This is a genomic window from Nocardiopsis sp. SBT366 (genome assembly GCF_001083815.1).
Classification (GTDB): Bacteria; Actinomycetota; Actinomycetes; order Streptosporangiales; family Streptosporangiaceae; genus Nocardiopsis; species Nocardiopsis prasina.
In genome coordinates this window covers 23,712-49,137 of sequence record NZ_LAVM01000022.1, presented here as the reverse complement: position 1 = coordinate 49,137, position 25,426 = coordinate 23,712, and the positions used below count along the sequence as shown (strand labels likewise).

At 67.4% G+C, this 25,426-nt stretch carries 26 protein-coding genes and 1 tRNA gene; 8 read left to right on the top strand and 19 right to left on the bottom strand.

All coding sequences use genetic code 11. The features are described 5' to 3' along the window. Window positions 1-640 precede the first annotated feature (640 nt). Both ADX84_RS09165 and ADX84_RS09160 read left to right on the top strand, forming a co-directional pair. The gene (locus ADX84_RS09165; RefSeq protein ID WP_049570546.1) at window positions 641-1,114 is read left to right on the top strand and encodes a hypothetical protein; all 474 of its coding nucleotides are present in this window, start codon (window positions 641-643) and stop codon (window positions 1,112-1,114) included. 134 nt (window positions 1,115-1,248) lie between these two features. Further along, the gene (locus ADX84_RS09160) at window positions 1,249-1,863 is read left to right on the top strand and encodes a rhomboid family intramembrane serine protease (protein WP_049570543.1); all 615 of its coding nucleotides are present in this window, start codon (window positions 1,249-1,251) and stop codon (window positions 1,861-1,863) included. A 105-nt stretch (window positions 1,864-1,968) separates the two neighbouring features. Here the strand turns inward: ADX84_RS09160 and ADX84_RS09155 are convergent, their stop codons facing one another. From ADX84_RS09155 to dcd, 5 genes are all read right to left on the bottom strand, one after another. Beyond that, window positions 1,969-2,886 (bottom strand): glycine betaine ABC transporter substrate-binding protein, encoded by a 918-nt coding sequence (locus ADX84_RS09155; RefSeq protein ID WP_049570540.1) that lies wholly within the window; start codon window positions 2,884-2,886, stop codon window positions 1,969-1,971. 129 nt (window positions 2,887-3,015) lie between these two features. After that, window positions 3,016-3,969 (bottom strand): glycine betaine ABC transporter substrate-binding protein, encoded by a 954-nt coding sequence (locus tag ADX84_RS09150; RefSeq protein ID WP_049570538.1) that lies wholly within the window; start codon window positions 3,967-3,969, stop codon window positions 3,016-3,018. A 40-nt stretch (window positions 3,970-4,009) separates the two neighbouring features. Further along, entirely contained in the window at window positions 4,010-5,236 is a 1,227-nt protein-coding gene (locus ADX84_RS09145; RefSeq protein WP_049570535.1) for a proline/glycine betaine ABC transporter permease, read from the bottom strand. Next, entirely contained in the window at window positions 5,233-6,258 is a 1,026-nt protein-coding gene (locus tag ADX84_RS09140) for a glycine betaine/L-proline ABC transporter ATP-binding protein (protein WP_199776530.1), read from the bottom strand. The genes ADX84_RS09145 and ADX84_RS09140 overlap by 4 nt, the downstream gene beginning before the upstream one ends. Before the next feature lie 403 nt (window positions 6,259-6,661). Then, on the bottom strand, window positions 6,662-7,246 hold the full coding sequence (gene dcd / locus ADX84_RS09135) for a dCTP deaminase (RefSeq protein ID WP_049570526.1): 585 nt from the start codon (window positions 7,244-7,246) through the stop codon (window positions 6,662-6,664). 122 nt (window positions 7,247-7,368) lie between these two features. Here dcd and ADX84_RS09130 point away from each other — a divergent pair. Next, a tRNA-Gly gene (locus ADX84_RS09130) sits at window positions 7,369-7,442 on the top strand. Window positions 7,443-7,559: 117 nt separating this feature from the next. Here the strand turns inward: ADX84_RS09130 and ADX84_RS25975 are convergent. Then, window positions 7,560-7,721, bottom strand: a complete 162-nt coding sequence (locus tag ADX84_RS25975; RefSeq protein ID WP_234003889.1) for a hypothetical protein — start codon at window positions 7,719-7,721, stop codon at window positions 7,560-7,562. A gap of 70 nt (window positions 7,722-7,791) precedes the next feature. On the opposite strand from ADX84_RS25975, the gene ADX84_RS27070 reads away from it, so the two are divergent. Beyond that, the gene (locus ADX84_RS27070) at window positions 7,792-7,884 is read left to right on the top strand and encodes a DUF397 domain-containing protein (protein ID WP_082206367.1); all 93 of its coding nucleotides are present in this window, start codon (window positions 7,792-7,794) and stop codon (window positions 7,882-7,884) included. A 54-nt stretch (window positions 7,885-7,938) separates the two neighbouring features. On the opposite strand, the gene ADX84_RS09125 is transcribed toward ADX84_RS27070, so the two are convergent. The 4 genes from ADX84_RS09125 to ADX84_RS09110 form a co-directional block, all read right to left on the bottom strand. Further along, the gene (locus tag ADX84_RS09125; RefSeq protein ID WP_156208053.1) at window positions 7,939-8,391 is read right to left on the bottom strand and encodes a hypothetical protein; all 453 of its coding nucleotides are present in this window, start codon (window positions 8,389-8,391) and stop codon (window positions 7,939-7,941) included. Continuing rightward, window positions 8,321-8,941 (bottom strand): HAD domain-containing protein, encoded by a 621-nt coding sequence (locus ADX84_RS09120; RefSeq protein WP_199776529.1) that lies wholly within the window; start codon window positions 8,939-8,941, stop codon window positions 8,321-8,323. The genes ADX84_RS09125 and ADX84_RS09120 overlap by 71 nt, the downstream gene beginning before the upstream one ends. An 11-nt stretch (window positions 8,942-8,952) precedes the next feature. Next, window positions 8,953-9,864 carry a hypothetical protein gene (locus tag ADX84_RS09115; protein ID WP_199776528.1) on the bottom strand — a complete coding sequence of 304 codons (912 nt, stop codon included), beginning with the start codon at window positions 9,862-9,864 and terminating at the stop codon, window positions 8,953-8,955. Between the two features lie 62 nt (window positions 9,865-9,926). After that, on the bottom strand, window positions 9,927-10,670 hold the full coding sequence (locus ADX84_RS09110; RefSeq protein WP_049570520.1) for a hypothetical protein: 744 nt from the start codon (window positions 10,668-10,670) through the stop codon (window positions 9,927-9,929). Between the two features lie 210 nt (window positions 10,671-10,880). Between ADX84_RS09110 and ADX84_RS09105 the strand changes: the two genes are divergently transcribed. Further along, window positions 10,881-12,227 carry a hypothetical protein gene (locus tag ADX84_RS09105; RefSeq protein WP_049570517.1) on the top strand — a complete coding sequence of 449 codons (1,347 nt, stop codon included), beginning with the start codon at window positions 10,881-10,883 and terminating at the stop codon, window positions 12,225-12,227. Here ADX84_RS09105 and ADX84_RS09100 read toward each other — a convergent pair. Continuing rightward, entirely contained in the window at window positions 12,214-12,744 is a 531-nt protein-coding gene (locus ADX84_RS09100) for an NUDIX hydrolase (protein ID WP_049570627.1), read from the bottom strand. The two genes, ADX84_RS09105 and ADX84_RS09100, sit on opposite strands and share 14 nt — an antisense overlap. 273 nt (window positions 12,745-13,017) lie before the next feature. Here ADX84_RS09100 and ADX84_RS25350 point away from each other — a divergent pair, with 273 nt between their 5' ends. Together ADX84_RS25350 and ADX84_RS09095 are read left to right on the top strand one after the other, a co-directional pair. Beyond that, window positions 13,018-13,776, top strand: a complete 759-nt coding sequence (locus tag ADX84_RS25350) for a DUF5131 family protein (RefSeq protein WP_082206366.1) — start codon at window positions 13,018-13,020, stop codon at window positions 13,774-13,776. Window positions 13,777-13,833: 57 nt separating this feature from the next. Beyond that, the gene (locus tag ADX84_RS09095) at window positions 13,834-14,964 is read left to right on the top strand and encodes a three-Cys-motif partner protein TcmP (protein WP_049570514.1); all 1,131 of its coding nucleotides are present in this window, start codon (window positions 13,834-13,836) and stop codon (window positions 14,962-14,964) included. 359 nt (window positions 14,965-15,323) lie between these two features. Here ADX84_RS09095 and ADX84_RS09090 read toward each other — a convergent pair whose 3' ends face one another. Beyond that, the gene (locus tag ADX84_RS09090) at window positions 15,324-16,124 is read right to left on the bottom strand and encodes a siderophore-interacting protein (RefSeq protein WP_049570511.1); all 801 of its coding nucleotides are present in this window, start codon (window positions 16,122-16,124) and stop codon (window positions 15,324-15,326) included. 110 nt (window positions 16,125-16,234) lie between these two features. Between ADX84_RS09090 and ADX84_RS09085 the strand changes: the two genes are divergently transcribed. Beyond that, entirely contained in the window at window positions 16,235-16,855 is a 621-nt protein-coding gene (locus tag ADX84_RS09085; RefSeq protein ID WP_049570508.1) for a TetR/AcrR family transcriptional regulator, read from the top strand. Between the two features lie 343 nt (window positions 16,856-17,198). On the opposite strand, the gene ADX84_RS09080 is transcribed toward ADX84_RS09085, so the two are convergent. The 7 genes from ADX84_RS09080 to ADX84_RS09050 are packed head-to-tail and all read right to left on the bottom strand — an operon-like array spanning window position 17,199 to window position 25,415. Then, on the bottom strand, window positions 17,199-18,473 hold the full coding sequence (locus tag ADX84_RS09080; RefSeq protein WP_156208052.1) for an ATP-grasp domain-containing protein: 1,275 nt from the start codon (window positions 18,471-18,473) through the stop codon (window positions 17,199-17,201). After that, entirely contained in the window at window positions 18,470-19,738 is a 1,269-nt protein-coding gene (locus ADX84_RS09075; protein WP_049570501.1) for an MFS transporter, read from the bottom strand. Before ADX84_RS09075 ends, ADX84_RS09080 begins: the two co-directional genes overlap by 4 nt. An 11-nt stretch (window positions 19,739-19,749) precedes the next feature. Beyond that, window positions 19,750-20,730, bottom strand: a complete 981-nt coding sequence (locus tag ADX84_RS09070; protein ID WP_082206360.1) for a branched-chain amino acid transaminase — start codon at window positions 20,728-20,730, stop codon at window positions 19,750-19,752. Beyond that, the gene (locus ADX84_RS09065; RefSeq protein ID WP_049570493.1) at window positions 20,721-21,983 is read right to left on the bottom strand and encodes a GNAT family N-acetyltransferase; all 1,263 of its coding nucleotides are present in this window, start codon (window positions 21,981-21,983) and stop codon (window positions 20,721-20,723) included. The genes ADX84_RS09070 and ADX84_RS09065 overlap by 10 nt, the downstream gene beginning before the upstream one ends. Then, window positions 21,980-23,239: an acetyl-CoA carboxylase biotin carboxylase subunit family protein gene (locus tag ADX84_RS09060; protein WP_049570490.1), complete on the bottom strand. Its 1,260-nt coding sequence runs from the start codon at window positions 23,237-23,239 to the stop codon at window positions 21,980-21,982. The genes ADX84_RS09065 and ADX84_RS09060 overlap by 4 nt, the downstream gene beginning before the upstream one ends. Then, window positions 23,236-24,321: an Ldh family oxidoreductase gene (locus ADX84_RS09055; protein ID WP_082206359.1), complete on the bottom strand. Its 1,086-nt coding sequence runs from the start codon at window positions 24,319-24,321 to the stop codon at window positions 23,236-23,238. The genes ADX84_RS09060 and ADX84_RS09055 overlap by 4 nt, the downstream gene beginning before the upstream one ends. Then, a complete protein-coding gene (locus tag ADX84_RS09050) occupies window positions 24,318-25,415 on the bottom strand; it encodes an enolase C-terminal domain-like protein (protein WP_053107272.1) in 1,098 nt (365 codons plus the stop codon). Before ADX84_RS09050 ends, ADX84_RS09055 begins: the two co-directional genes overlap by 4 nt. Window positions 25,416-25,426: the final 11 nt, after the last annotated feature.

The window sequence follows — 25,426 nt, the reverse complement described above, 5'->3', positions numbered from 1 at the left end:
GCGAACAGGCCACGGGTTGGTGCCCCCAGGGCACAACCCACCAAAACTAGGCGATTAGTCGATTAGAAGACCATTAAGGGAAATGTCTGTATAGCCCCAATGCCGATTTCGTGACCCATCCGCAACCGGTCCGCGCTCACACGCACCCGATCGAGTCACGAACTCCCAATACACCGGTAACAACCAGGACATCCTTACATCATGCCAGGTCAAGCGGACACTGGCGACCGGAGCTCGGGACGGCGGGATTCGGACACACCGGAAAAGCATTGGGGATCAACGAAGGCCTTCCACTGCAAAAGCACAAACGTAAACGACGTTTAACTACCGCCTCGGAGCACGCAACTACTGAGAGAGAACAGGACAAACAGCGCATAACTTCGCATACGGCCCAACTCGCGCACTGGGCGGCATCTTTCTCCCCCTCCGCACCCCTCCTGGAATCCGATGAAAATTCATGGGACAACCCGATCATCACTTGATGGAAAGCGACACAGGGGACGAAACTTCCTTGCGCCTGTCCTGAACCCCACGCTCGAACTGACCGAAACCGAGATGGCCGTATCCGCGAAGCGGATAGGGTTCCCAGTGACGGCTTCCGTCATCCTCAGCGCCCCGCCCAGCGAGAGAGGCATCCGCCGTGTCCGAACCGGTCCGCCTGGTCTGCCCCGTAGGCCGCAAGTACGTGGAGCTGTGGGGTGGTTACGCTCTGCTGACCCTGGGCGTCGTGGTCGTGGCCGTCGACCCCGGGCACTGGGCCAACATCGTGCTCGGCGTCATCCTCGCGCTCCTCGGCGCCGCCTCGGCGTTCGACGGGCACCGGATCAAGGCACCGGTGCTGGAGGTCTCCGAGGACGAGTTCCGCTACGAGCGCGGCGCCTACGTCGTCCGGGTGCCGTTCGTCGACATCGGCTCCTACTACGTGCTTCCCGGCCGCATCCGCTCCCTGGGCCTGTGCGACCACACTGGGCGCCCCAAGCGCTTCCCCTCGCTGAAGAGCCGCCGGGCCTCACGCACCTACCTGCCGCTGACCGGGATGACCAACCCGGCCAGGGTGGAGGCGTTCATGGCGGTCGCGGGCATCCCGCCGCGCAAGCGCTCCCTGACCTCCTGAGGCCCTCGGGCGCGCCGCCGCACGACTCCGAACGGCCGCGACAGAGCAGTCATCTGTGAACACAACAGATCATTTCGCCCACACGCGCCCCAGGAACATACCGACGCAAGCCTGCTTCATCTAGTCTCGATGGGGTGAAGCAGTCCAGAATCACCGCCATCCTGACCGTCGCGGGCATGCTCGCGGCCATGTGGGTCTTCGAGATCATCGACACCCCGCTCGGGGGACACCTCGACCGGCAGTTCGGTATCCAGGCCCGCAACCCCGACGCGCCCTGGACCGTGCTGACCGCGCCCTTCATGCACGGCAACTTCGCCCACCTGATCGGTAACTCACTGCCGTTCCTGGTGCTCGGAGCCCTCGTCGCCTTCAGCGGCCTGGGCCGGTTCCTGCTCACCACACTGATCATCGCCGTCGTCAGCGGCGTCGGCGTGTGGCTGTTCACCCCCTCACACGTCGTGACGGTGGGTGCCAGCGGGCTGGTCTTCGGCTACTTCGGCTACACGGTGCTACGCGGCATCATCGAACGCAGGACCGTCGACATCGTCATCATGATCTGCGTGGTCATCTTCTACGGAACGATGATCTGGGGGGTCCTGCCCCAGCACCCCGGCGTCTCCTGGCAGGCGCACCTGTTCGGTTTCCTCGGCGGGCTCCTGTCCGCCTACGCGCTGCCCCGGCGCGACAAGCCGGGCCAGACCAACCAGGGGAGCATCGGTGGCGCCCAGGGCGGCTACTACGCCCCCTGAACCCACTGCCACCGAACACACGACGGGGCCGTCTCCCCTCCGGGAGGCGGCCCCGTCGTCTCGTCCGAACCGTCCGGGTCATCCGGGTGGTCCGCGTCCTGCGGGTCAGAACTCCAGGCCCTCGGCGGCGTCCATCAGCGTGCGCTCCAGGAACAGCGGGTTCTGGGCGAGCCACTCACGCGCCCCGGCCGCCGGGTCGGTGACACCGGGACCGACCGTGAGCGCCTCCAGGGACGCCAGCTCCTCGTCGTCCATGGTCCAGTTGCGCATCCACTCGGCCAGCTCCGGGTAGTCCTCGGAGAACCCGGCGCGCCCGATCGAGTGCAGGCCCTCGGTGCCGCCCATCCCGCCCTGCGGGTCCTCCAGGTCCCGCAGCTCGTACTGGGCGTAGGCCGGGTGCGGACGCCACAGCGTGACGACGATCGGCCGCTCCTCCAGGATCGCCTCGTCCAGCCGCCGCATCATCTCCCCGCCCGACGAGGTCTCCAGCTCGAAGTCCTCCTCCAGCCCGTACAGGGGCATGGCCTGGTCGCGGGTGACCTGGGTCAGACCGGCGCCCGGTTCGATACCGACGATGGTTCCGCCGAGCTCGTCCGCGCGCGCGGGGAGGTCGTCGATCTCCCGCACGTCCTCCATGTACTCCGGCACCGTCAGCGTGAGGACGGCGTTGTCGTACCAGGAGCCCAGGCTCTCGATGCTGTCCCGGTGCTGCTCCATGTACTCGTGGTGGGTGACCGGAAGCCACATGTCGAGGTAGAGGTCGAGCTCGCCGTCGGCCACTCCCTGGAAGGCCGGAGCGACGTCGACCTCGGTCACGGTGACGTCGTAGCCCTTCTCCTCCAGGACCGCCTCCCACATGTGGGTGACCGCGATCGCCTCCTCCCAGGCGATCAACGCGATGTTGACCTCCCGGAGGTCGTCACCGTCGTCCGGGCCTCCGGAGTCCGCCTCCCCCGAGCAGGCGGACAGCAGGAGCACACCGCTCAGACCAGCGGCGGCCAGTCCCGTACCTCGCCTCTTCATGTCAAGCTCCCTCACAACCTCGCGCAGACGAAGGCCGCCCCCACGCTCGTGAAGGCGGCCGTCATCGCATGTCTACCCCATGAAACGGGACGTGTGGCACTCCCCGTGACGGGTTCCACACTGTGGGTCCTAGAAGTTCAGGCCCTCGGCGTCGTCGCCCAGGGTGCGCTCCAGGAACTCGGGGTTGTCGGCGAGCCACTGGCGGGCACCGGCGTCGGGGTCGTCGACATCGTCACCGACGGTCAGCGCCTCCAGGCTGGCGAGCTCGTCGTCGCTCATGTCCCAGCCCTCGAGCCAGGAGGCGAGCTGCGGGTAGTCGTTGGCGAAGCCGTCACGGCCGACCGCGTGGATCGTCTCGGCGTCGCCCATGAGGCCCTCGGGGTCCTCGAGGTCCTTCAGGTCGTGCTTGGCGTAGGCCGGGTGCGGACGCCACAGGGTGACGACGATGGGCTCCTCGTCGGCGATAGCCGAGTCGAGCTCCGCGAGCATCGCCGCACCGGAGGAGGTCACCAGCTCGAACTCGTCGTCCAGACCGTAACCCGGCATGGCGGAGTTCTGGGTGGTCTCGGTGAGACCGGCGCCCGGGTCGATGCCGACGATGCGGTTGTCCAGCTCGTCCGCGTGGTCGAGCAGGTCGGGGATCGAGTTGACGTCCTCCATGTACTCGGGGACGGTCAGCGTCAGGATCGCGTTGTCGTACCAGGAGCCGAGGTCCTCCAGCTGGTCCCCGTAGTCGTCCCAGTACTGCTGGTGCGTGGCGGGGAGCCAGGTGTCGAGGAACAGGTCCACGTCGCCGTTGGCGGCGCCCTGGTACATCGGGGCCACGTCGACGTCGGTGACCTCGACGTTGTAGCCCTTCTCGTCCAGGACGGCCTCCCACATGTGGGTGACCGCGATCGCCTCTTCCCACGCGATCAGCGCGATGTTGACGTCCTGGAGGTCGTCACCCGTGCCCGAACCGCCGTTCTGGTCCTCGCCGGAGCCACCGGTGAGGTCCTCCCCGTTGCCGCCACAGGCGGTCAGCAGGAGCACCCCGCTCATACCGGCCGCGGCCAGGGCCATCATGCGCTTACGGCTGTACATCTGGATTCCTTCCATCAGGACTGCTGCGAAAAAACCGTTGTCAGGACGAACTGCTGACCCTGGCCTGGGGACTCTTGCGGGTGACGGCGGCGGTCAGGCGGTCCAGGAAGATCGCCAGGATGACCACGGCGATACCGGCCTCGAAACCGAGCGCGCCGTCGTTGCGGGTGATGCCCTGGTAGACCTGGCTGCCGAGGCCGCCCGCGCCGACCATGCCCGCGATGACGACCATGGACAGGCCCAGCATGATCACCTGGTTGACGCCCGCCATGATCGTCGGCAGGGCGAGCGGGAGCTGGATGCCGGTGAGGATCTTGCGCTTGGGCGCACCGAAGGCCTCACCCGCCTCGACGAGCTCCTTGTCGATCTGCCGGATGCCGAGTTCGGTCAGACGCACACCGGGCGGCATGGCGAACACGATGGTCGCGACCACACCGGGCACCGCACCGATGGAGAAGAAGAAGATCGCCGGGATCAGGTAGACGAACGCCGGGAGCGTCTGCATCAGGTCCAGGACCGGCTTGGCGACCTTGCTGACGTACTCGTTGTAGGCGGCCAGGATGCCGATCGGGATGGCGATGACCACCGCGATGAGGCTGGCCACCAGGACCAGGCCCAGGGTGTCCATGGCGTTGGACCACTGGCCGACGGAGGCCACGACGGTCAGGGCGATCAGGGCGAAGACGCCCAGGCGCCAGCCTGCCACCGAGAGCGCGAGCAGGCTCAGCAGCAGGATCATCAGCAGGGACATCGGGTTGGTGACCAGCATGGGCAGGACCAGCCAGCCCAGCAGCACCAGCGCGAGCCAGCCACCGGCGACGATTCCCGTGCGCACGCGGTTGGCGCTGTCGACCATGCCCAGGGCCGCCGTCGCGATCAGGAAGACCAGCGAGACGACGAAGGTGGGCTCGACGTTCGTGTCGAACAGGTTCATGGCCCAGACGAAGAGCCCCGGAACACTGTTGATGAAGCCCGTCACCAGGGCGAACTGCGCCTCGGCGATGTAGAGGAGCGAGACCACCACGACGATGGCGAGCAGCGGGATCCGGCGCGATCGCACCAGCGGGACCGCGATGATCACGGCCGCGATGAAGGCGAGCTGTCCGGCCCCCGGCTCGACGAAGAACCCGGCCAGGACGGAGACCGCCCAGCGGATGAAGTCGCCGGTGAGGTCGAAGAACAACCCGAAGTGGCTCTTCAGCCAGGAGTTGAACGCCTCGAAGCCGTCACCGATGGGAAGCGACGGGGGGAAGTTGACGGGGGTCACTTGGCCACCTCCGCGGTGTCACTCTGGACCAAGGCGGCGAGCACCGACTCCCGGGTGACCATGCCCAGTACCTCGCCGTCGCCCGAGACGACCCGGAGGCCGTTCTCGGTGGCGACGCTGGTGTACAGGTCCGCGACGAGGGTGTCGGCGGTGACCTGCGGGGCGCCGTCGTCGACGGGAACGTCCGCGAGCGCCTCGGCCGCCGTCAGCACACGGCTGCGGTCGACGTCCTCCACGAAGCGCTCGACGTACTCGTTCGCGGGCGCGTTGAGGATCTCCGACGCCTCACCGATCTGGGCCACGCGTCCGTCGCGGAGCACGCAGATCCGGTCGCCGAGGCGCATGGCCTCGTTGAGGTCGTGGGTGATGAAGATGATCGTCTTGCCCAGCGTCTCCTGGAGCTCCAGGAGCTGCGTCTGCATGTCGCGGCGGATCAGCGGGTCGAGCGCGCTGAAGGCCTCGTCCATCAGGATGATGTCGGTGTCGGCGGCCAGGGCGCGGGCCAGGCCCACGCGCTGCTGCATGCCGCCGGAGAGCTGCTGGGGGAGCTTGTCCTCCCAGCCCTCGAGCCCCACGAGGGCGAGGGTCTCCTTGGCCTTGGCGAAGCGCTCGGCGCGGGAGAACCCGCGCAGCTCCAGCCCGTAGGCGGCGTTCTCCAGCACCGTCCGGTGGGGAAGCAGGGCGAAGTGCTGGAAGACCATGCTGATCTTCTCGCCCCTGAGCTTGAGCAGGTTCTTCCTGCTGAGCGTGGTGATGTCCACGCCGTCGATCTCCACCGATCCGGCCGTGGAGTCGAGAAGTCCGTTGAGCATCCGGATCAGGGTGGACTTACCCGATCCGGACAGGCCCATGACGACGAAGATCTCGCCGGGTTGGACCTCGAAGGACACGTCGATGACGGCAGCGGTCACGTCGAGGTCGGCGATGGTGTCCCGGTGGCTCCCGTCGGCGAGCCGTTCGACGGCCGCCTTCGACTGCCTACCGAACACCTTGTACAAGTGGTCTGCGCGTACTACTGGCACGGTCTCCTCTAAGGGGCTGTCCCTGTCGCGAGGCCGAGCGGGGCGTGATAACCCTGCGCTCGGCCTGCGGTTACCTCAGGTAGCCGGTCCGCGCAGAGCCCCCTCGTGCGCACCCGAATCGGGCGTAACCACTACCTGGTTCACGTCGGGGCGCCACCTTACCGAGATGTGAACGCACAGTTCAGGCGGCATGTCACTACCAGATAACATGTTTAACCGCCATAAAAGCCGTCCGTCGACCTGTGGCACGGGTTGCCGACGCCACAGAACACCTATATGTGATCTATGCCACTAGCCAGATGGAGGCGACTTGGATCACAATCCGGCGACAAGCACCAAATGCGACAGAACGTGTCAGTACATAACCGTAACGTAAGGGCCTCTCCGTGCCCAGAGCGGACCCCTACCCCCCGACGATCCGGGTCCGCGCGAAGTTCTGGTGCGACCTCGACGGCGTGGGTCCGCGCTGCCCCTGGTAGCGGGATCCGTAGGCAGCCGAGCCGTACGGACGCTCAGAAGGCGAGGTCAGCCTGAACATGCACAGCTGGCCGATCTTCATGCCCGGGTAGAGCTTGATCGGGAGGGTGGCCACGTTCGAGAGCTCCAGGGTGACGTGCCCGGAGAACCCGGGGTCGATGAACCCCGCAGTGGAGTGGGTCAGCAGACCCAACCGTCCGAGGGAGCTCTTGCCCTCCAAACGGCTCGCGATGTCGTCCGGGAGGGTGACCACCTCGTAGGTGGACGCCAGCACGAACTCACCGGGGTGGAGGATGAAGGCCTCCTCCCCGTCGGTCTCCACGAGCCGCGTGAGGTCCGGCTGCTCCACCGAGGGGTCGATGTGGGGGTACTTGTGGTTCTCGAAGACCCGGAAGAACCGGTCGAGGCGGACGTCGATACTCGACGGCTGGACAAGAGTGGGTTCGAAGGGATCGATCCGGACCCGCCCGGAGTCGATTTCTGACCTGATATCGCGATCGGAGAGCAGCACGCTCCGAACCTACCGCCTGCGAGAACGGGCCGAGGGTCGCACTCGACACCCCGCCGACTTGCCTACCGGGCCCAGAGTTGGGCTAGGATGGCGAGCGTTGGTCAGCCTCCGGGCTATCCGACGCGGATGTAGTTCAATGGCAGAACTTCAGCTTCCCAAGCTGATAGCGCGGGTTCGATTCCCGTCATCCGCTCCAGACACGCAAACGGCCAGGTCGTTCGAGGTTTCTCGAACACCTGGCCGTTTGTTATTCCCGGGGTCTGAAGCGGTCTCCGTGCCACACACGTGCCACACGCCCTTCCGGCGGTGGGAGTCAGGCGGGGACACCCGCGAGAGGCGGATCGTCGTCCTCGTCTCCGGTCCCGCCCGGCCCGTTGGCCCTCAGCTCCTCGGCGGCCCGGTCCGCGATTTCTCGTTCGCGTTCGTCGCGCGCGTGGAGGTAGAGCATCGCCGCCCTCGTGCTGGAGTGGCCCATCCGCCGCATGAGTGCAACACCATGAACTCAGGTCCCCGCACCTGCGTGCCGCGGCCGCCTCCCCCGCACGCTGGTCCGCAACAACCAGAACCCCCACCTGGACGTACTGGGTTTCCACACCCGGGCGTGGGCTGACTTCCTGTCCGGGATCAGAACGAACTGACACTGGGGGCCACCCGTCCCACAGGACGAGCAGCCCCAGCCCCCGAGCTTCTCTTCACCCGGTCTCGCGGAGAACGTTCAGCACCCGTTCCAGGTGCTCACGGGGGAAGAGAAGATGCGCGCTGGGCGCCGTCTTGCCTCGGCCTCCGATCAGCTCGGGCAGAAGCGGGCGGACGCACCACCAGGACTCGGTGAGTCCCCACTGGGACAGGGCCAAGCGGAGCTCGGGGTCGCGGCTGATCAGGCCCACGAGCCGCTCAGCGTCCTCGGCCTCCAGTTCCAGCCAGACCCGGTCCGCGCAGAAGTCGATCCACCGACTATCGCCCGCCGCGAGTCCGGGCGGTGAGGCGGCCAGCATGGCCCCGTAGTCCTGACAGCTCGACCGGGTGCGGATACCGAGCTCCCAGAGCCGGGTGATGAGCGGAACCAGGTCCTCGTCAATAGGAACCTGTGCCCCTTGAGGTGTGCGCAGCGGCCGCCAGGGGTGGAGCGTGGGCGGCGACGTCATCGCGGTCTCCGTTCGTGCGTGCGTTCCGTGTGACGGCCAGGGCCCAGGTCCGCACCGCGTCGATGTGGGCGCGCTTTAGGCCCTGGTAGGGGTCGGGTTGGATCAGCAGGGTGGGCACCCCGTTCAGGGCACGTTGTCGGGCCCACTCGTGGTCGGGATGGGCGAAGTCGTCGTCGATCCACACCAGGGGCGCCTGCGCTGCCCAGGTGGCGACCGCGTCGCGTTTCCACAGGTAGCCGTTGGGGTGGCGGGTGAGCTGCCTGGTGGGGCCGAGGTCGATGTGCGGGTAGGAGTCGAGGCCGAGCCGGGGACCGATGGTGCGTGCGGCCGCGCTCTGCCAACTGGTGGCCCAGATCGGACGGAGCAGGCCCGTGGAGTAGAGCTCGGTGATCCACGAACCGTGCTCCGGGTTCAGCCAGACCGGTACGTCGGTGCCGTTGAGGTCGACCCGGCGGGGCCGGTAGTCGGGTGGGAGTGAGCCTCCGGGCCCGGGGAAGGGGTTGAGGACCCCGTCGATGTCGATGAGCAGGTGCGGGGGGTTGGCTGTCATCACACATCCCGTCAGACGTTGAGGAGTCGGACCGCTTCTTCGGCGTGGTTGCGCACGACCCGGGCGTACATGTGGTCATCTGGTTCGTGGGCGATCCACACAGCGGCCTGGGCGAGGTACCACTCGACGATCCACACCCGGTGCCAGCCCAGCGCCCAGTCCTGAGCGGGCAACCCACCCCGATCAGCCAGGGTTTCCCCGGGGCCTCCGGCCTGGACGTAGCGTTCGAGCAGGGCGCGGGTACGGTCGGGGTCGGCTGGGTCGATGGTGCCGTGCCAGGAGGCCAGATCGAGCAGTCCGGGCCCGTGGAAGGCACGGGCGAGGTCGTACATGTGCACCCGGTCCGGGCCGATGAGCAGGCTGGTGGGGTGGAACTCCGAGTGCACCCACCCGAACGGTGCCAACATGGCGCCCTGTGTCCTGGTCGGTGCCGCTTTCTCAAGCGACCTCAGGGCGGTTTCGAGGTCGGCGGTGTCGGCCCAGCGGTTGTTCTCGTGCAGCACGGTCAGGGTGCGCAGGGCCCGGCCGGGCAGCGAGGCGAGCCAGTCGGTGTCTCCGGGTGAGAGGAAGTCGGGGGCAGCGGCGGAGTGCAGTTGCCGGGCTGCGGCGACCCCGTCGTCGTCATCGGCCTGGCGGCAGGGTTGGCCCAGGTCCTCCAGGAGCATCCCCAACGTGGTGCCGCTGCGGGTCGAGGTGAGCACCCGGGGGACGTCGACCCCGGCCTGGCGGGCGGCGATGAGTGCTTCGTCCTCGTGGGTGAAGGGTTCGGTGGCGCACTTGAAGATCACCGTCACCCCGTCAGCGGTGTGGAGGCGTTCGACGTGTGAGAGCGCCCAGCTGTGCAGGACCTCCGCCGAAGTGCTGTCGAAGCCCGCAGCGATGGTGACCTCCTGACGCAGCCGGTCGATGTCCTGGGTGTGCACGAACACTCCCTTTCTCGCGATCGAAGCGCCGGGGCCGTGCGGGCCCCGGCGGGCCTGGGTGTTCAGGTGGTGGAACCGTAGGAGCGCACGGCCTGGATCCACTGGTCGCGGAACTGCGCGAGTTCGTCGCGGAAACGACCCATGGGGGTTCCGTAGGAGGCGACCACACCGCCCTTCTGGGAGGGGGTGGACTGGCAGCCGTGCACGAGCCGGCCGCCCAGGGCGGTGTGGGCCTTGATCGACTCGATCCTGCGGTTCTCGTTGAACAGGCCACCGTGGAAGACCTCGTCCAGAGCCTGCACGGTGGGCTCGTCCAGGTCGTAGACCACGCGTGCGGTGTCGCCGAAGAACCAGGCGGGACCGACCACGGAGATCCGGCCGTCGGCATCGACCTTGTTCAGCGCGGTGAGCGTGGAGACCTCCGCGAGGATCCGCAGGTGTTCGGCGGTGATCCCGGGGACGTCCAGGGTGGGCAGGTGTTCGGTTCGGAAGAGGTAGCTGTAGACCTTCCAGGCGATCCCCAGGACCTCGGCAGGGTCGTGGGTGGTGCGGACGCGGTCCTCGATGAACCGCAGCGCCTTCTGTTCCAGTGCTTCGTCGGAGGACTCCTCCAGGGGCAGCATCCGGTCGGTGACGGTCTGCCAGTCGATGACGCGCCAGCCGGTGGACTCCAGGCGGAAGAAGTAGTCCTCGGGCTGAACGCTGAGCGTGGGTCCGTCGACCGTGATTCCGGGCAGGCGTTCCCAGCGGGGGTCGAAGCGGTGGTCGGGCAGCTCCACCGTGAACGGGGCGAGTGTGGTCGTCATGCCTGTTCCCTTTCCTCTTCTGCGGCTTCGGGCAGATCCCACCGTCTCTTGGGGAGCCTGTGCCGAGAAGGCGCGGCCTCGGGGTTCGTGCGTGAGCCCAAGCTGAAGGAGTGCACAGGGGGCGTGCGTTTTCGCGACTTCGTTCCCCGTAGGCCGAGGGCGTGCCACACTGCACTCCCCCGGACACTGCGGAAACACTGTGGAGACGCCGTGCCGCGCACCCCCAAACAGCCGAACACCCAACTCGCGCAGCTCCTGGACGAGTCAGGTATGCCCGCCAAGGGACTCGCCCGCAGAGTGGTCTCGCGCGGTGATGAGCTGGGGCTCTCACTGTCCTACGACCACAACAGCGTGCGCCGCTGGTTGGAAGGGGAACGTCCACAACAACCGGTCCCCACGCTGATTTCCGGAGTTCTCTCCGAGGCCTTGGGGCACCCCGTCAGCCCGCAAGAGTGCGGCCTACCCGGCGGAGACGAGCGCACCCTGGAGTTCCCGCTCGCCTGGACCACGGGTATCTCCACCGCTGGGCAGCTCTACCGGGCCGACGTCGAACGCCGCCGTGTGCTGTCCGGCGGCTACTCCCCCGCCGCCTACCCGAGCGCCACCACCCGCTGGCTCACCCATCCGCCCTCCCCGGGCCCCGCGCACCGGGGCCGAACACGGGTCGGACGTCCTGAGATCGCTGCCATTCGACAGATGACCCGGGCCTTTCGCGACCTCGACAACCGAGTGGGCGGGGGTCGCATCCGCAGCACCGTCGTGCAGTACCTCGACGCCAACGTCACCCCGCTCCTGCACGGCACCTACACCGAAGAGATCGGGCAGGAGTTGTTTGCTGCGGCGGCCGAGCTCACCAAGGCCGTGGGGTGGATGGCCTACGACTGCGAGCAGCACGGCCTGGCCCAGCGCTACCTGGTACAGGCCCTGCGCATGGCCAAGACCGCGCAGGACGACGGCCTGTGCGCCGAGATCCTCGCCGCCATGGGTCACCAGGCCACCTACATCGGTCGCTCAGCCGAAGCGGTGGACCTCGCGCGGGCGGCCCAGTCCGCAGCCACCCGCACCGGGCACACAGCGCTCATGGCCGAGTGCCATCTCATCGAAGCGCACGGCCACGCGGGCCTGACCGATCACCGGGCGACATCGGTCTCCCTGCGCGCAGGGGTGCGGGCGTTCGAGACCGAAGACCCAAATCCCCCGGAGTGGCTGACCTACTTCGACGAGGCTTACCTCGCGGCCAAGGTCGCCCACTGCTTCCTCGCCCTGAACGACGACACCCAGACCGCCGCCTACGCGGAACGCTCCCTGGAGATGAATACCGACTACGTCCGCGGCCGCACGTTCAATCTGCTGATGCTCGCCACCGCTCATGCCCCTAATGAACCTGAGGAGGCCGTTCGAGTAGGTGATCAGGCCCTGCATCTGGTCGAGGGGTTGCAATCCCGTAGAGCCCTGTCCTACCTACGCCGCTTGGGCCACCGCCTCCGCGCCCATGAAAGCTCGCCCACTGTCGAGGAGTTCACCGTGCGCGCCAGGGAAGCAGTCACACCAGACTGAGCGCCCGGTAAACCGCCACAACCGTGGACGCACCAACGATCTCGCCACGTTCGATCATCTTCACTGCCTCTTCCAGCGGCCACCAACGGATCTCCTGGGCTTCGTTGATGTCAGGAGGGGTGTCGGTCAGGTGAGCGCCGCGTGCCAGGTAGATGATCTGGGGTTGGTCCACCGACCCGATCGCGGGTTGGAAGGTCACCATGTGCTCCATCGAGCGGGGACGCCACCCAGTCTCCTCCTCGACCTCACGGGCGGCTGCGCTCTCGACGTCCTCCGCGCCATCCACGTATCCGCCCGGCAGCTCCCACACCCACCGGTCGATGATGAACCGGTGCCTCCGCATCAGCAGGACTTCGCGCTGGTCATTGACCACCAGCGTCATCGCGGCCGGAGGCATGGCCACGACGTACTGCGTGAAGGACACCCCGTCCGGGAGGGTGATGTCGACCGTAGACAGTCTGATGTGCCGGTTCTCGTCCACCAGCTTCTCGCCGTGGATCGTCCATTGCGTACTCACACCGGCACAGTAGGGCACGGCAAGGTCCGAGAGGGGGGCGCTGGTCTGTTCAAAGATCCCTCGGTGAGGATGATCGCGGTCCTCGTAAATCACCACGTCCCTGAGCACCGAAGCCCCTACCAGCCAGCGGTAGATTTTGTTATGTTGCGAACTAGTGTTCGATTATATCTAGGTTCTCAGAACCTGCGCGACGCACGTCACCTTCGTGGTTAAGTCAACCTCGACTGGTGTCACCAACCAAGTACAAATTTTTGAGGAAGGGCGGTGTTGGCCGTGGCTGACAAGAGCTCCATCGAGTGGACGGAGGCGACCTGGAATCCAACCACAGGGTGCGACCGCGTCGCCTCTGGTTGCGACAACTGCTACGCGCTGGCGCTTTCCAAGAGGCTCAAGGCCATGGGTGTTGACAAGTACCAGACAGACGGAGACCCGCGAACTTCGGGTCCTGGGTTCGGAGTTGCTGTCCACCCCTCAGCGCTCAAGATGCCGTATAAATGGAAGAGCCCCCGTACGGTCTTCGTCAACTCCATGAGCGATCTTTTTCACGCGAAGGTGCCCAAGGACTTCGTTCACAAGGTCTTCGAAGTCATGGCTGATACCCCACAGCACACATACCAGGTACTCACCAAGCGCTCTCTTCGTTTGGCACGGCTAGCCCCCGAGCTGCCGTGGCCACCCAACATCTGGATGGGTGTTTCGGTGGAGAGTGCGGAGGCACTCGACCGCGTGGATCATCTTCGAAGCACGCCAGCTGCCGTTCGCTTTCTCTCGTGCGAACCGCTCCTAGGCCCCCTAGACCAGCTGGATCTAGCTAACATCCACTGGGTCATCGTGGGTGGTGAAAGCGGCCCACGCCACCGCACGATGAAGGCCGACTGGGCCCGAGGAATCCGGGACCTTTGTCTTGAATCAGACACTCCTTTCTTCTTTAAGCAATGGGGCGGTCACACACCGAAGTCAGGCGGGCGCCTTCTTGACGATCGAAGCTGGGATGCTACCCCTCATGACCTGAAGGTCCACGCGCACCAGTGACCGAATTCGGCCAATTTTAGCCGTTATTCGATTTCACCTTGGTGGTAAGTGAAATGTATGGCTACCCCCAAGGACACCGTCTGGCCTCTGGACCCCCACACCCAGGCGAAGCATCTCATCATCAGCGAGTACCTCAAAGCCTGGTACCCGATCTGCGCAGGAGGCCAGTTCAAGGAGTTCACCTACGCCGAGGGGTTCGCGGGTCCCGGTGTCTACGTAGGAGAGGAACCTGGCTCGCCGGTGGTCGCCCTGGACGTCTTCCTGCGCCGCCGCGAACTGCTTCGCCCCGGCCAACACCTCAACGTGCTCCTCATCGAGGAGAGAGGTGACCGCCTGGAGGAGCTTCGGCGCCAGGTTGACCGCAAATTTGATGAGTATGGCGGCCGACCTTCTCAGCTGACCGTCACCTTCCGGAAAGGCGAATGCACAACTGCGTTACTCCCCACCCTGCAAAAGTTGACTCCGAGACGTTCTCCCTTCTTCGCCGTACTCGACGGTTGGGGAGGGCCCGACGCGATCCCTCTGGACATAGCCCGGAGTGCTGCCAACAGACCAGGCGGAGAAGTCCTGGTTACCTTCCAGCCACAACACCTGGTCCGCTTCGCCACTACCGAGAACGGTGCGCAAGCAGGTGACAGGTGCTTCGGTAGCGATGATTGGCGCGCTGCCGTCGATCAGCCCAAGAAGATGAAGAAGAAGTTCCTGGTGGATTGCTACCGAAACTCCCTCTTCAAAGCTGGGTTCAGATACGCGGCATCGTTCGAGATGCGAGATGAGAAAAAGAATGAGCTTCACCTCGTCTTCGCGAGCAACCATCTCAAAGGCCTAACCAAGATGAAAGAGGCCATGTGGAAGGTGGACAAGCAGCATGGTGTCAGGTTCCGTGACCCTCGGGATCCGGACCAGTTGGAGTTCTACTTTGAGGAGAAACCTGAGCTCAGCCCCCTGCGCCGCGCCCTCCTCAACAAGTTGGAGGAAGGACCTGGGGAGGTATCGGAGCTCCGCGAATTTGCACTGTGCGAGACAGTCTACCGAGACGTCCACGCCGGAATGGTGCTGAAGGATCTACTCAAGGTTGGCACCATCGAGAGCTCGACTGGGAAAAGGGTCCCGCGAAAGCAGGACCGCGTCTGGCTGACGAAGAAGGAACCAACACCTCCGCCTCTCTCGCCGGAACCTCTCTTCTGATAAAACGTAGATCTTCTGCTTCGGGTATCGGAGAAATCAGCATGTCTGGTGCACCCGTGAGGGTGTACCAAGGCGGCAAAGGTCGTGCACCCGTAGGGTGCACGAGGGCTGATGCAACCTGGGTGAACCCAACACAACGGGGTGGCTGCCAGCGCCACTGCCTGCGAGTTCTCGTGTTTGGGCAGGTCACGCCATTAGCGGTGGGCGGTTCGATTCCCGTCATCCGCTCCGTACGAAAGACGGCCCCTGGTCGCGAACTCGGTTCGCGGACCAGGGGCCGTTTTCGTGTCGGCCGTGTCTCGACCTCTTCCACCGTCGGTGATCGGCCCAGAGCGCCCATCCGGTGGTGGACGGAGTCCTCAGCCGGGGGCGGACCGACCCTGACGCCAGTAGCCGACGAACGAGATGTCCCGTTTGGGCACGCCACGATCGTTGACCAGGTGGCGACGCACGGTCGTGGCCATCTGGGACTCTCCCGCGACCCACGTGTAGAAGCGACCGGATGGCAGCGACGCCCCACGCACCGCGTCCAGCACCAAGGTGCCCGGCCGCGGGTTCTCGGCGTCCCGGCAGAGCCAGTGGACGCGGACGTCAGTGGGGGCCTCGACGGGCCGGATCTCGGCCGCGGTCGCCACCTCCAGGTAGACCTCCGTGGGCAGCGACGAAGGCGTTCCGTCGAGGATGGACAGGATGGCGGGCAACGCGGTTTCGTCGCCGACCAGCAGCTGCCCCTCCGCGTACTCCGGTAGCCGGTACGTGGTGCCGATGTCGAAGATCCCGGCCCGGTCACCCGGCTCGACCCGGCGCACCCAGGACGACATGGGTGAGTCACCGTGCAGGGCGAACTCGATGTCGATCTCGTCGTCCGCGGGCCGCACGCGCCGAATCGTCATGTTGCGGACGCACGGGCGGACCGACTTCGGCATGACCATCAGCTGGGCCATCCAGGCCTCGTTCGAGATGGTCGGCATCCGCAACGCGGTCTGCCCTTCGCGGGGGAAGAACAGACGAACCGCCTGGTCGTTGCCGACGACGGTCAGGTCCCGCACGGCCGGTCCGCCGAGGGTGACGCTCGCGAAACCCGGTGTGAGGAACTCGCGGCGACGCACCTCCAGCGTGATCATCGTGCGCGACTCGGGCAGGGACACCCTGGGGATCACAGCGCGCCACCGACACCGATGAGGATCTTGTCTTCGCAGTTCATGGCCCTATTATGAGCAATGGCTCAGCTCTTTGACTACTCGCTTTCACACCCGGGGAGGACCTTCGGATGCCACCCGCCGATCGGCGTCTCCAGCCACGTCGCAAGCCCGTCCAGGTGCGTGCCGAGCTCACCCGTGAGCGCATCCTCACCGCCGCTGCTCACGTTTTCGCCGAGAACGGCTACGCCGCTGGCACGACCAACCGCATCGCGGAACGCGCCCGGGTCTCCATCGGCTCGCTCTACCAGTACTTCCCGAACAAGGACGCCATCCTCGCCGAGCTGTTGGTGCGGCACATGGAACGTGGCAGGTGGGCCCAGGCCGATCAGCTCGATCTGTCCGCCGGCGGACTGGAGACGGTCGTCCGGGCACTGGTCCGCGACGCGATCGACAACCACCGCGACGATCCGCAGCTGCTGCGGATCATGATCGAGGAGGCGTCGTTCTCACGGGAAGTGCTCGACACGATCGACCGGCACGAAAGGTTGCGGGTCAGTCAGGTACGCGATCTCCTCGCCCGGCACCCGGATGTCGGCGTGCGGGACCTCGACACCGCCGCCGAGCTGATCGTGACCACAGTGGAGATGAACACGCACAGGCGGATGGCCGACCTGAAGGGCGAACCGGTCGAGACGTTCGAGAACGAGCTGGTGGACATGGTGACTCGTTACCTGCGCGGAGATCAGTAGGCGCCCACGGGCGTCGCGACGTCTGCGCGGTCGGGAACGCGACCACGAGCGGATCAGCGGTGGTCGGTGTGTGCGACCTCCGGGCCACACGGGTCGGGGGTGCGACGCCCGAACTGACCCCCACATGAGCGACGGACGGACCCCGGCCCTGACCTGAGGGCGACGAAAGCCCTACGGCAAGAGGCGGGTGCGTCCGCACGGGTGCACCACACCCGCTGGCCCCCATGCACCCGGAGGTCACGGGGGCCAGCGGTGACGCGCACGACTCCCGGAGTCGATCGCGTCCCCATACCGGTCCGCCGTCACCACGGCTTGCGGGACGGCGGACCTGACCACTCCTCGTTCACACGGCTTCGTCGGGTGCGGTGCCCCCCACAAGCGGGACCGAGAGCACCAGTCGACACGAGGCGACCGCTTCGTAGGCCTTGCGCACGGCCTCCTCCGACGTGGGTTCCTGCACCCTGACCTGGAGGATCCGCGCGTGGGAGTCCTCCATGGGCCGGACATCGTCCTGCGCGCTCACGTAGGACTCGACATCGAAGCCGTCCTGGGCCTTCAGCTCCTCCACCCCCTCGACCCGCACGACTCGGCCCTCGCAGGGTGAGGAGCCGAACCAGATCGCCTCAGCCCGCTCCGGCCGCTGTGAGAGCCGCTCGCGGATCTCCGGAAGGACTCGTTCACCCACCGTCTGGCGGACGATGGCGTCCACGAGGTCGACCCCGGTCGCCCCCTTGACCAGTGCGGGGATGTCGTCCCCGCCCAGACGCAGGTGGGTCTCGATGAGGCGTGGCCCGGCGTCCGTCAGGACCAGTTCGGTGTGGCAGGTGCCGTCGCGCACGCCCAGGGCGTCGAGCACCTCGGGCAGATAGCGCCCTACCGTCTCCCTCTGGCTCTCGGAGATGAGGGCCGGGACGACGTGGCCGATCTCCACCAGGGAGCCGGGGTGGGAGAACTTGCCGGTCGCCGCCACCACACAGTGTTCACCGCCCTCGGAGAACGACTCGACGCTGATCTGCGGTCCGGTGAGGTACTCCTCCACCAGGACCTGGGCACGGTCGGTGTCCCCTGAATGGTCCGCCTCGGAGCACCGGGCGTAGGCCAGCCGGGCCTCCTCGGGGGTGGAGACCACCGAGACCCCGGCGCTGCCGGTGCCGTCCACGGGTTTGAGGACCCACCGCCCGGGGTTCCCATCCACCCAGTCGGCGGCCTCGTCACCGCTGGCGCATCGCCGCGCGACGACCTTCTCCACTCCCGCGTCGGCCAGGATGCGCCGCGTGAGCTCCTTGTCGTAGACGGCCCTGACCAGTTCGACCGGGTGCCATGCCAGCCCGAGCGCCTCCGCCAGGCGTGCCGCTCGGAGCTGGTCACGCTCCGAGAAGGCCGCGATCCGGGTGAAGGGGTCGTCACGGTGGATACCGAGAGCCGCGCCGATCCACTCGCTGTCGGGACTGTCGCTCTGGAAGGCCAAGACCCTGGCGTGCCGGTCGACGTCGCGCAGCCTGGGCACGACGTACATCTGGCACATGACCGAGGTCCGCAGGCCCGGGACGTGTTCTCGAAGCAGGCCCGGGATCTCCATCCCACCGCCCACCACCAGCACGTGCTCGGTAGTCGTCACGAGATCTTCTCCTTTCGCGCGGTGGCGCTTTCACCGGAACGACGCGCGCCCGCGGCCATGAGCAGCGTGCCGAGGGCGAAGGCTCCGGCGAGCACGATCCACCCGGCGGGGCCCCGTAGGACGACCGCCGTCATGAGGGGCGGGCCGATGGTCAACTGCACGGAGTTGCCCAGGTTGAACACTCCCAGATACCGACCGATGAGTGCGGGCGGCGCCATCCTGTGGGAGAGCTCGAACGAACCCACCGAATGCAGGTTCTCGCCCACCGTGAGGAACAGGATGGCCAGCACGGCGAGCGTGGTGGCGCCCCAAAGGCCCGCGTTCGCCTCCGCCGCGGCGAAGAGCAGACAGCAGGCGAGCAGCGGGCCCACCGCGGCGATGACCGTCCTGCGAGCACCGTCGTGGTCCTTGGCCCAGCGGGTGAGGGGCACCTGGAGGAGCACGGTCAGCACGGTGTTGACCGCGAGGAGGGGGCCGACCATGGCGTCGGGGACCTCGGTTCGGCTGACCAGCCACAGCGGGAAGAGCGTGAAGAGCAGTGAGTCGTGGAGCAGCACCAAGGTGTCCCCGGCGACCAGGGTGAGGTAGCGGCGGTTCCGGAACGGGGAAAGCCCCTGATCGACCTCCTGCTCCGAGGATCCGTCGGCGGCCGCGGGGCGTTCCCCCTGCTCGGCACTCTTCATGACCGCGCCCGTTCGGGCGACCGCCGCCACGGCGGCCCACAGCGCCGCGTAGGAGAGCGCGTTCAACAGGAAGCCGAGCTGGAAGGCCCAGTCCGTGCCCAGCCCCAGCAACACGCCGGTGAGCAACAACCCGACACTCATCCCGACGTTGCGCGCGGTGCGCACCCCGGCCATCGATCGGCTGCGTTCTCCCGGTGGTTCGCTGTGCACCACGAACGCCTGCTGAGCGGTCCCGCTCCCCCGGTCCAGGGGCACGAGCAGGCAGGTGAGCAGGGCGTAGGCCAGGAAGGAGTCCACGAACAGGAACCCCGAGTAGCCGACCATCCGGACGACCACGAGTGCCTTCCAGACACGGCCCGCGCCCAGGAGGTCGCACAGCCATCCCGTGGGGACCGAGGCGAACAGCGCGAGGAGGTTGGCGAACCCGATGATCAGACCGACGTAGAGGGGTTCCACTCCCAGGGAACGAACGAGGAAGACCGGGAGGAGGCTCAGGAACAGGCCCGTCCCCAGGGAGTCGAGCGCCGCACCGCACGAGAGGATCCTGCCCGACCGGGTGTTGGGCAGATAGGCCCTGACCAAGGCCGAGGGCCTCATGACCCGGAAGCCGTGCTACCCGACGTGAGCGGGCTCGGTGCGGGGGCGTCCGGCGAGCAGTCGGTGGACCAGTCCTGGTGGTCCTCGCACCGGCCGTGGAAGGCGCCGTCGAGCGCGCCGCGCAACTTCGCGTACCAGGGCCCGGGACGTCCCGGGCCCACCGGGCTCCCGTCGATCCGAACGACCGGGGCCAGCTCCATGGCGGTTCCGGCGAGCATGACCTCCTCGGCTCCGGACAGTTCACGGGGTTCGACCGGGCGGCACAGGGTCGGCATCCCGTGGTCCTCGGCCAGGGTGAGAACGGCGTCCCTGGTGATCCCGGGGAGGATTCCCTCGCTCAGGGGCGGCGTGACGAGCGTGTCGTCGATGACAGCGAAGACGTTGGCCGCGGACGCCTCGGCGACCCGGCCCTCCTGGTTCAGCAGGATCGCCTCGTGGTCGCCTCCGCGAACGGCGTCCAGCCGCGCCAGGGAGGGATTGAGGTACCCGCCGGTCGACTTCACGCTGGGTGGGATCTGGGACGCGGCGCACCGCACCCAGGAGCTGGTGCGCACGGAGATACCGCTGTCCGCGTCGCTCACATAGCCCGACCAGGTCCAGCAGCCGATCACGACACTGACGTCGTCGATCTGGCCCGCGACCGACATCGCGCCGGCCCTGAGCATCACCAGCGGCCGGAGGTACCCCTCGGAGAGCCCGCTACGGCGCACCAGTTGGACACACGCGGCGATGAGTTCCTCCTGGCTGTGGGGCAGGCTCATCCCCAGGGCCTCGGAGGAGGCCTCCAGACGACTCAGGTGTTCGGCCAGGCGGAAGATGAGGGGGCCGGGGCGTTCCGGGTCGTCCGAAGTGTAGAAGCGGATGCCCTCATAGGCGCCCCAGCCGTAGTGCAGGCTCGGCGTCATCACGTGGACCATCGCCTCGGGGCCCGAGACGATCTCGCCGTCCATCCAGACGGCCTCCGTTGTCACATCCATGGTGTTCCTTCCATGACGTCCAGGTCGGTCCGCGCCATACCGGATCCGCACTCCTGCACCAGTCGTCTCCGCTCACCGGTGTCCTGGGCGCGGAGGACCCGTTCCAGGGGGTTGTCCGGGCCGAACGAGAACAGTCCGAAACGGGGCTCGAAGCCGCATCCTCGCGTGCGTTTGGCCGGATAGGCGGAGAGGCCCAGTTCCAGGCGCCGGATACCTCGGGGCAGGCCCCATTCGAGTACGTCGTAGTAGACGAGGTTGAAGTAGCAGTAGTGGTGGCTGGAGAGCCTCTCGTAGTCGAACCCCGCGGTGCGGGCGTAGACGGTGTCCCCGTCGAGGAGGAGGACGACGAACCCGACGACCGTCCCGTCGCGCCAGGCCCGGTTGACGACCACACGGTCGCCGCACCAACGTGCCAAGGACCTGAACTCGGCGGCGGAGCGTTCTCGGTCCGGTGGCATCCCGTGGCGTATGCGGAGATTGGCCCGCATCTCGATGAGGTCCTCTCCCAGGGCGTCCGGTCCGGTTCGGATCTCGCTGACGACGTCGCTCTCTCCGTAGGCGCGGCGCTCGCGCCACACACGGGAGCGGCGACGGGTCGAGAGGGAGGCCAGGTAGTCCCCCCAGGAGTCACCGGAGCACTCCAGGACGCTCTCCGCTCCCAGGACTGCGGTTCGGTACTCGGAGTCGGGGGAGGCCGTGGCACACAGGAGTTCGGGGGTGAGGTACAGGAGCGCGTGACTCGCGCACCGCAGCTCCTCGGCGGCCTCGGCGACGGCGGTCGGCAGACCTTCCAGGAGTGACGCGCGCTCGGCGGCGTCCGCCGCGGGATGGACCAGGATTCCGTGGTGGGAACCATAGCTTCCCGCGGCGAGGCTGGGGTAGGCGGCCGTCCTGGCGTCCTCCAGTTCCGTGGCCGTCACGTTCGGGTGTTCGTCCGCTCCGAGCCGTGCGGAGTCCCCGAAGGCGCGCTCGTCTCCGGCCATGGCCGGCACGTCGTAGAAGAGCAGGCCTCCCGCGTGCTCTGTGAGGAGCAGCGGCACGAACATCCGGGGGCCCCGATGGTCGAAGGCCACGAGCTGGAGCGCCCTGTGCGGCGGCAGCTCCTCCGTCGCACGGCGAAAGTCCGGACGGGACCAGACCCGGGTCCGTCCGACGGGGTCCTCCCAGGTGTCCAGGTCCGTTCGTGCGGCGACGTCGGACAGTTCGGTGACCGCCCAGCGGACGGCGGAAGCGGTGCGAGTGCGAGCGTTCATCCGGCGCCCACCCCCATCACGGCTTCCTCGTGTCCCCGGTCCCGTGGCGGTGGCTCCCACCTGACCTGTGCCTCCAACAGTTCCGCCGACCGGGTCAACCGCTCCTGGAGGGTGTCGGCGTCCGGGGCGGTGACGGTCCAGGTCAGGACGAAGTCACCCGACTTGCGTCGGGCGTAACGGTCCGCGTCCCACACCTGCCCGTCACCGAACTCCAGGTCGCGCACCCACGGTGCGCATTCCGGCGGCGGTGCTTCCGGCAAGGCAGCCAGAGCGCCCAGCCGGGGCGGGAGCCCGTAGTTGGCGACCAGCCGCCCTTCTGCTGCTCGCTTCCCGAGCGCCTCGGTGTCGCACTCCAACCCCGCCGCCACACGCGTCCACACCTGTTGCAGGCTGGTGTCCAGGGCACGGTCGAGCATGGGTGGAATCGGGTGCCCTGGCATTCGTGAGGCGATCTCGCACAGCACCGGGGTCCTTCCCTCCGACACGAAGAACTCGGCGTGCAGGAGGAGGTCGTCGGCGGGGGGCAGGGCCCGCACGACGTTCCACAGTTCCTCGACCAGGGGGGTGTACCAGGGATGCTCCGGAGGCAGCAGACTGCTTCCGCCGCCCTGGTCGGCCAGGTGCGCGAGACACCCCAGTTCGGTGTACACGGCTGGCAGGGCGAACACGGGTTCGCCTCCGACCATGAGGCCGTCCACGTGGACCACGGTCCCGGGAACGAACTCCTCGACGACGTGGTCCGGCAGATTCTCGGGCAGTTCCCCCAGCGCACTGTGGTCGTCCAGCACGCGCACGCCGACACTGCCCGACGCCCTCCTCGGCTTCACCACCACGGGAACACCGTGCGCGTGGACGAAGGCCCGTACCTGTGACGCCTTCTCCACGCACCAGGAGCGCGGGCCGGGCAGGCCCGCCGCAGCGGTGTGCCGACGCATGAGCGCCTTGTCCCGGTAGGCCGCGGCGCTGGCGGGCGACTGCCCCACCAGACTGAGCTGTTCCCGCAGGCGGGCGGCCGCGATGACGTCGGACTCCGCGTAGGAGACCACCCGTTCGATCGGGTACCGCTCCGCCAGACGCAGCCCCGCCGCCACGATGGCCTCGGTTCCGTACTCTTCCAAGGGCACCGTGAGCACCGCGTCCTCGGCCCCGGTCGGCAACGGTCCACCCGTGATGAGCAGGGTCCGGCCCAGGTCCTCACCGAGCGCGGCGCGCAGGTCGAGTCTCCGCTGGCGTGGACTCACGAGTATGAGGATCATCCGGTCACCTTCCGCCCTTGTCGACCCGCCGTCATCTCGGCCTCCAGGACACGTAGGAGGTCGAGGGTGGCGCCGTCCAGCTCGAGCCCCCGGGCGCTCTGACGCGCCTCGTGTTCGCGTTGCGGATCGCCGGGCACGAGGACCGGGGAGGCGGGGTCTTTGGGCTCCGCGGCACGCACCCTGTCCACCAGGCCGTTCATCCGCTCCTCCGCGGCCTCTCGTCCTCCGAACGCGGCCGGGTCCACGGCGATGAACAGGTGCGCCACCCCCCGGTCGGACCCGTCCTCGGACGTACCGATGTGGGCCATCTGGAAGTCGAGCGGGCCACCAACGAGCACGGCCGTCAGCACGGTCACCGCCATGGCCAGACCGTGCCCCTTGTATCCGCCGAGCGGGCTCAGGGCCCCCGCGTCGTCAGGACGGATCGCCGTGTCCCCGGTGGAATCCAGCGCCCAGCCGGGCTCGAGATCGGTGCCGGTCCGGCGGCGCTCCTTGATCTCACCGAAACAGACCTGGCTGGTGGCCATGTCCAGGCAGAAGTCCGGGCCGAAGGCGATCGCCACCGGGTTGGTTCCGAACAGCGCCTCGATTCCACCGAAGGGTGCCACCCGTGAGGCTGCCGACGTGGTGACGATCCCCAAAAGCCCCTCGGCGGCGATGCGCCGGGCGTAGGCACCCGCGGCCCCGAAGTGGTTGGATCCGCGAACGCCCACCACGCCCACACCGTGGGACCGGGCTCGTTCCACCGCTGTCCGCGTGCCGTTCAGTCCGGCGGAGGCGCCCAGGGCGCCATCGGCGTCCACGTGCACCACGGGCCCGGTGTCACCGAGGGTCCGGGGCGAGGGGTCCGGGCGGGACACACCCCGGCCCAACTCGTCGATGTAGGCGGAGAGCATCCGCACGCCATGGGTGTGGATCCCCAGGAGCGACGTCTCCACAAGCAGATCGGCGACCTCCTTCGCGTCGCGAACGCCCCTGGAGGCCAGTGCGGCCGTGACCACGGTCCGCACCCGTTCCGGTGCACACTCGTCCTCGGGAGCCGTCGCGCCCTGGTGGTCGCGAGTTTCGTCGGTCTCGTTCATCCCAGTGTTCCTCCCAGGGGGACGGCCACGATGGGTCCGACCACGGATTCGGGATCCACGGCCCATGCCTCGGATGCGGGGTCTGGAAGAAAACCGGTCCCAGGCAGACCGGACAGGCCGATCCGACCCGAACCGTCGAGCCGGACACCGGTTCCGGTGTCGGTGGCCAACAGGGCGATGGTGTCGACGTCCACGTGGTCGACCATCCCGGAGAGATGGGCCGCCGCGCTGGCGCCGATCGAGGACTCCGGCAGGCAGCCGAGCATCGTGGAGATGCCGCGCTCACGGCAGGCCCGAAGGATCTCCAGGCTGGGGGTGATCCCGCCCGCCTTGAGGATCTTGACGTTGACCCCGTCGAAGTCCCCGGCGTGGCGCTCGAACTCGTCCAGGTTGGTCACCGACTCGTCCGCGAAGATGGGCACCGGGCTCACCTCACGGGCCCGCAGTTGCGCCTCGCGGTCTCCCACGGAGAACGGCTGCTCGATCGCGGCCACCCCCAACGAGGGCAGTTCGCCGAGGACGGCCGCCAGGTCCTCGTAGGCCCAGCCCGCGTTGCCGTCCAGCCAGAAGGGGGCGTCGGTCCGCTCGCGGAGCAGGCGCAGCACGTCCAAGTCCCCGGCCTTGCCGAGTTTGACCTTGTACATGTGCCAGTCGGAGGATTCGGGAAGCTTGGCGACCATGGCCGCGGGTTCGTCCAGGCCGATGCTGTAGGCGGACCGCCTCCCAGTGGGGTCGGGACATCCGAGCCGTTCGTAGAGCGGGATCCCCGCGAGTCGGGCGGCCAGGTCGTGGCAGGCCACGTCGAGCGCGCCGAGGGCGAACGGGCAGTCGGCGAGCAGGGGGGCGAGCCTGGACCAGGTCAGCTCCGGACGTTCGGGGTCACAGGAGGACAGGGTCGATTCGACACCTCGCAACCGTTCGATCAGTGTGGCCAGACGCGAGGAGTAGACGGAGGTCATGAACTCGGGGGCCTCCCCCCACCCCGACTCACCGCGTGCCCGGACCTCGACGACCACCGCCCGGTGCTCGGGGATCGCCTCCCGGGCCGAACGCCACACGTCGTGGTCCACGGTGCGCGCCAGGTGGAGGCGCAACCGCATTCCGG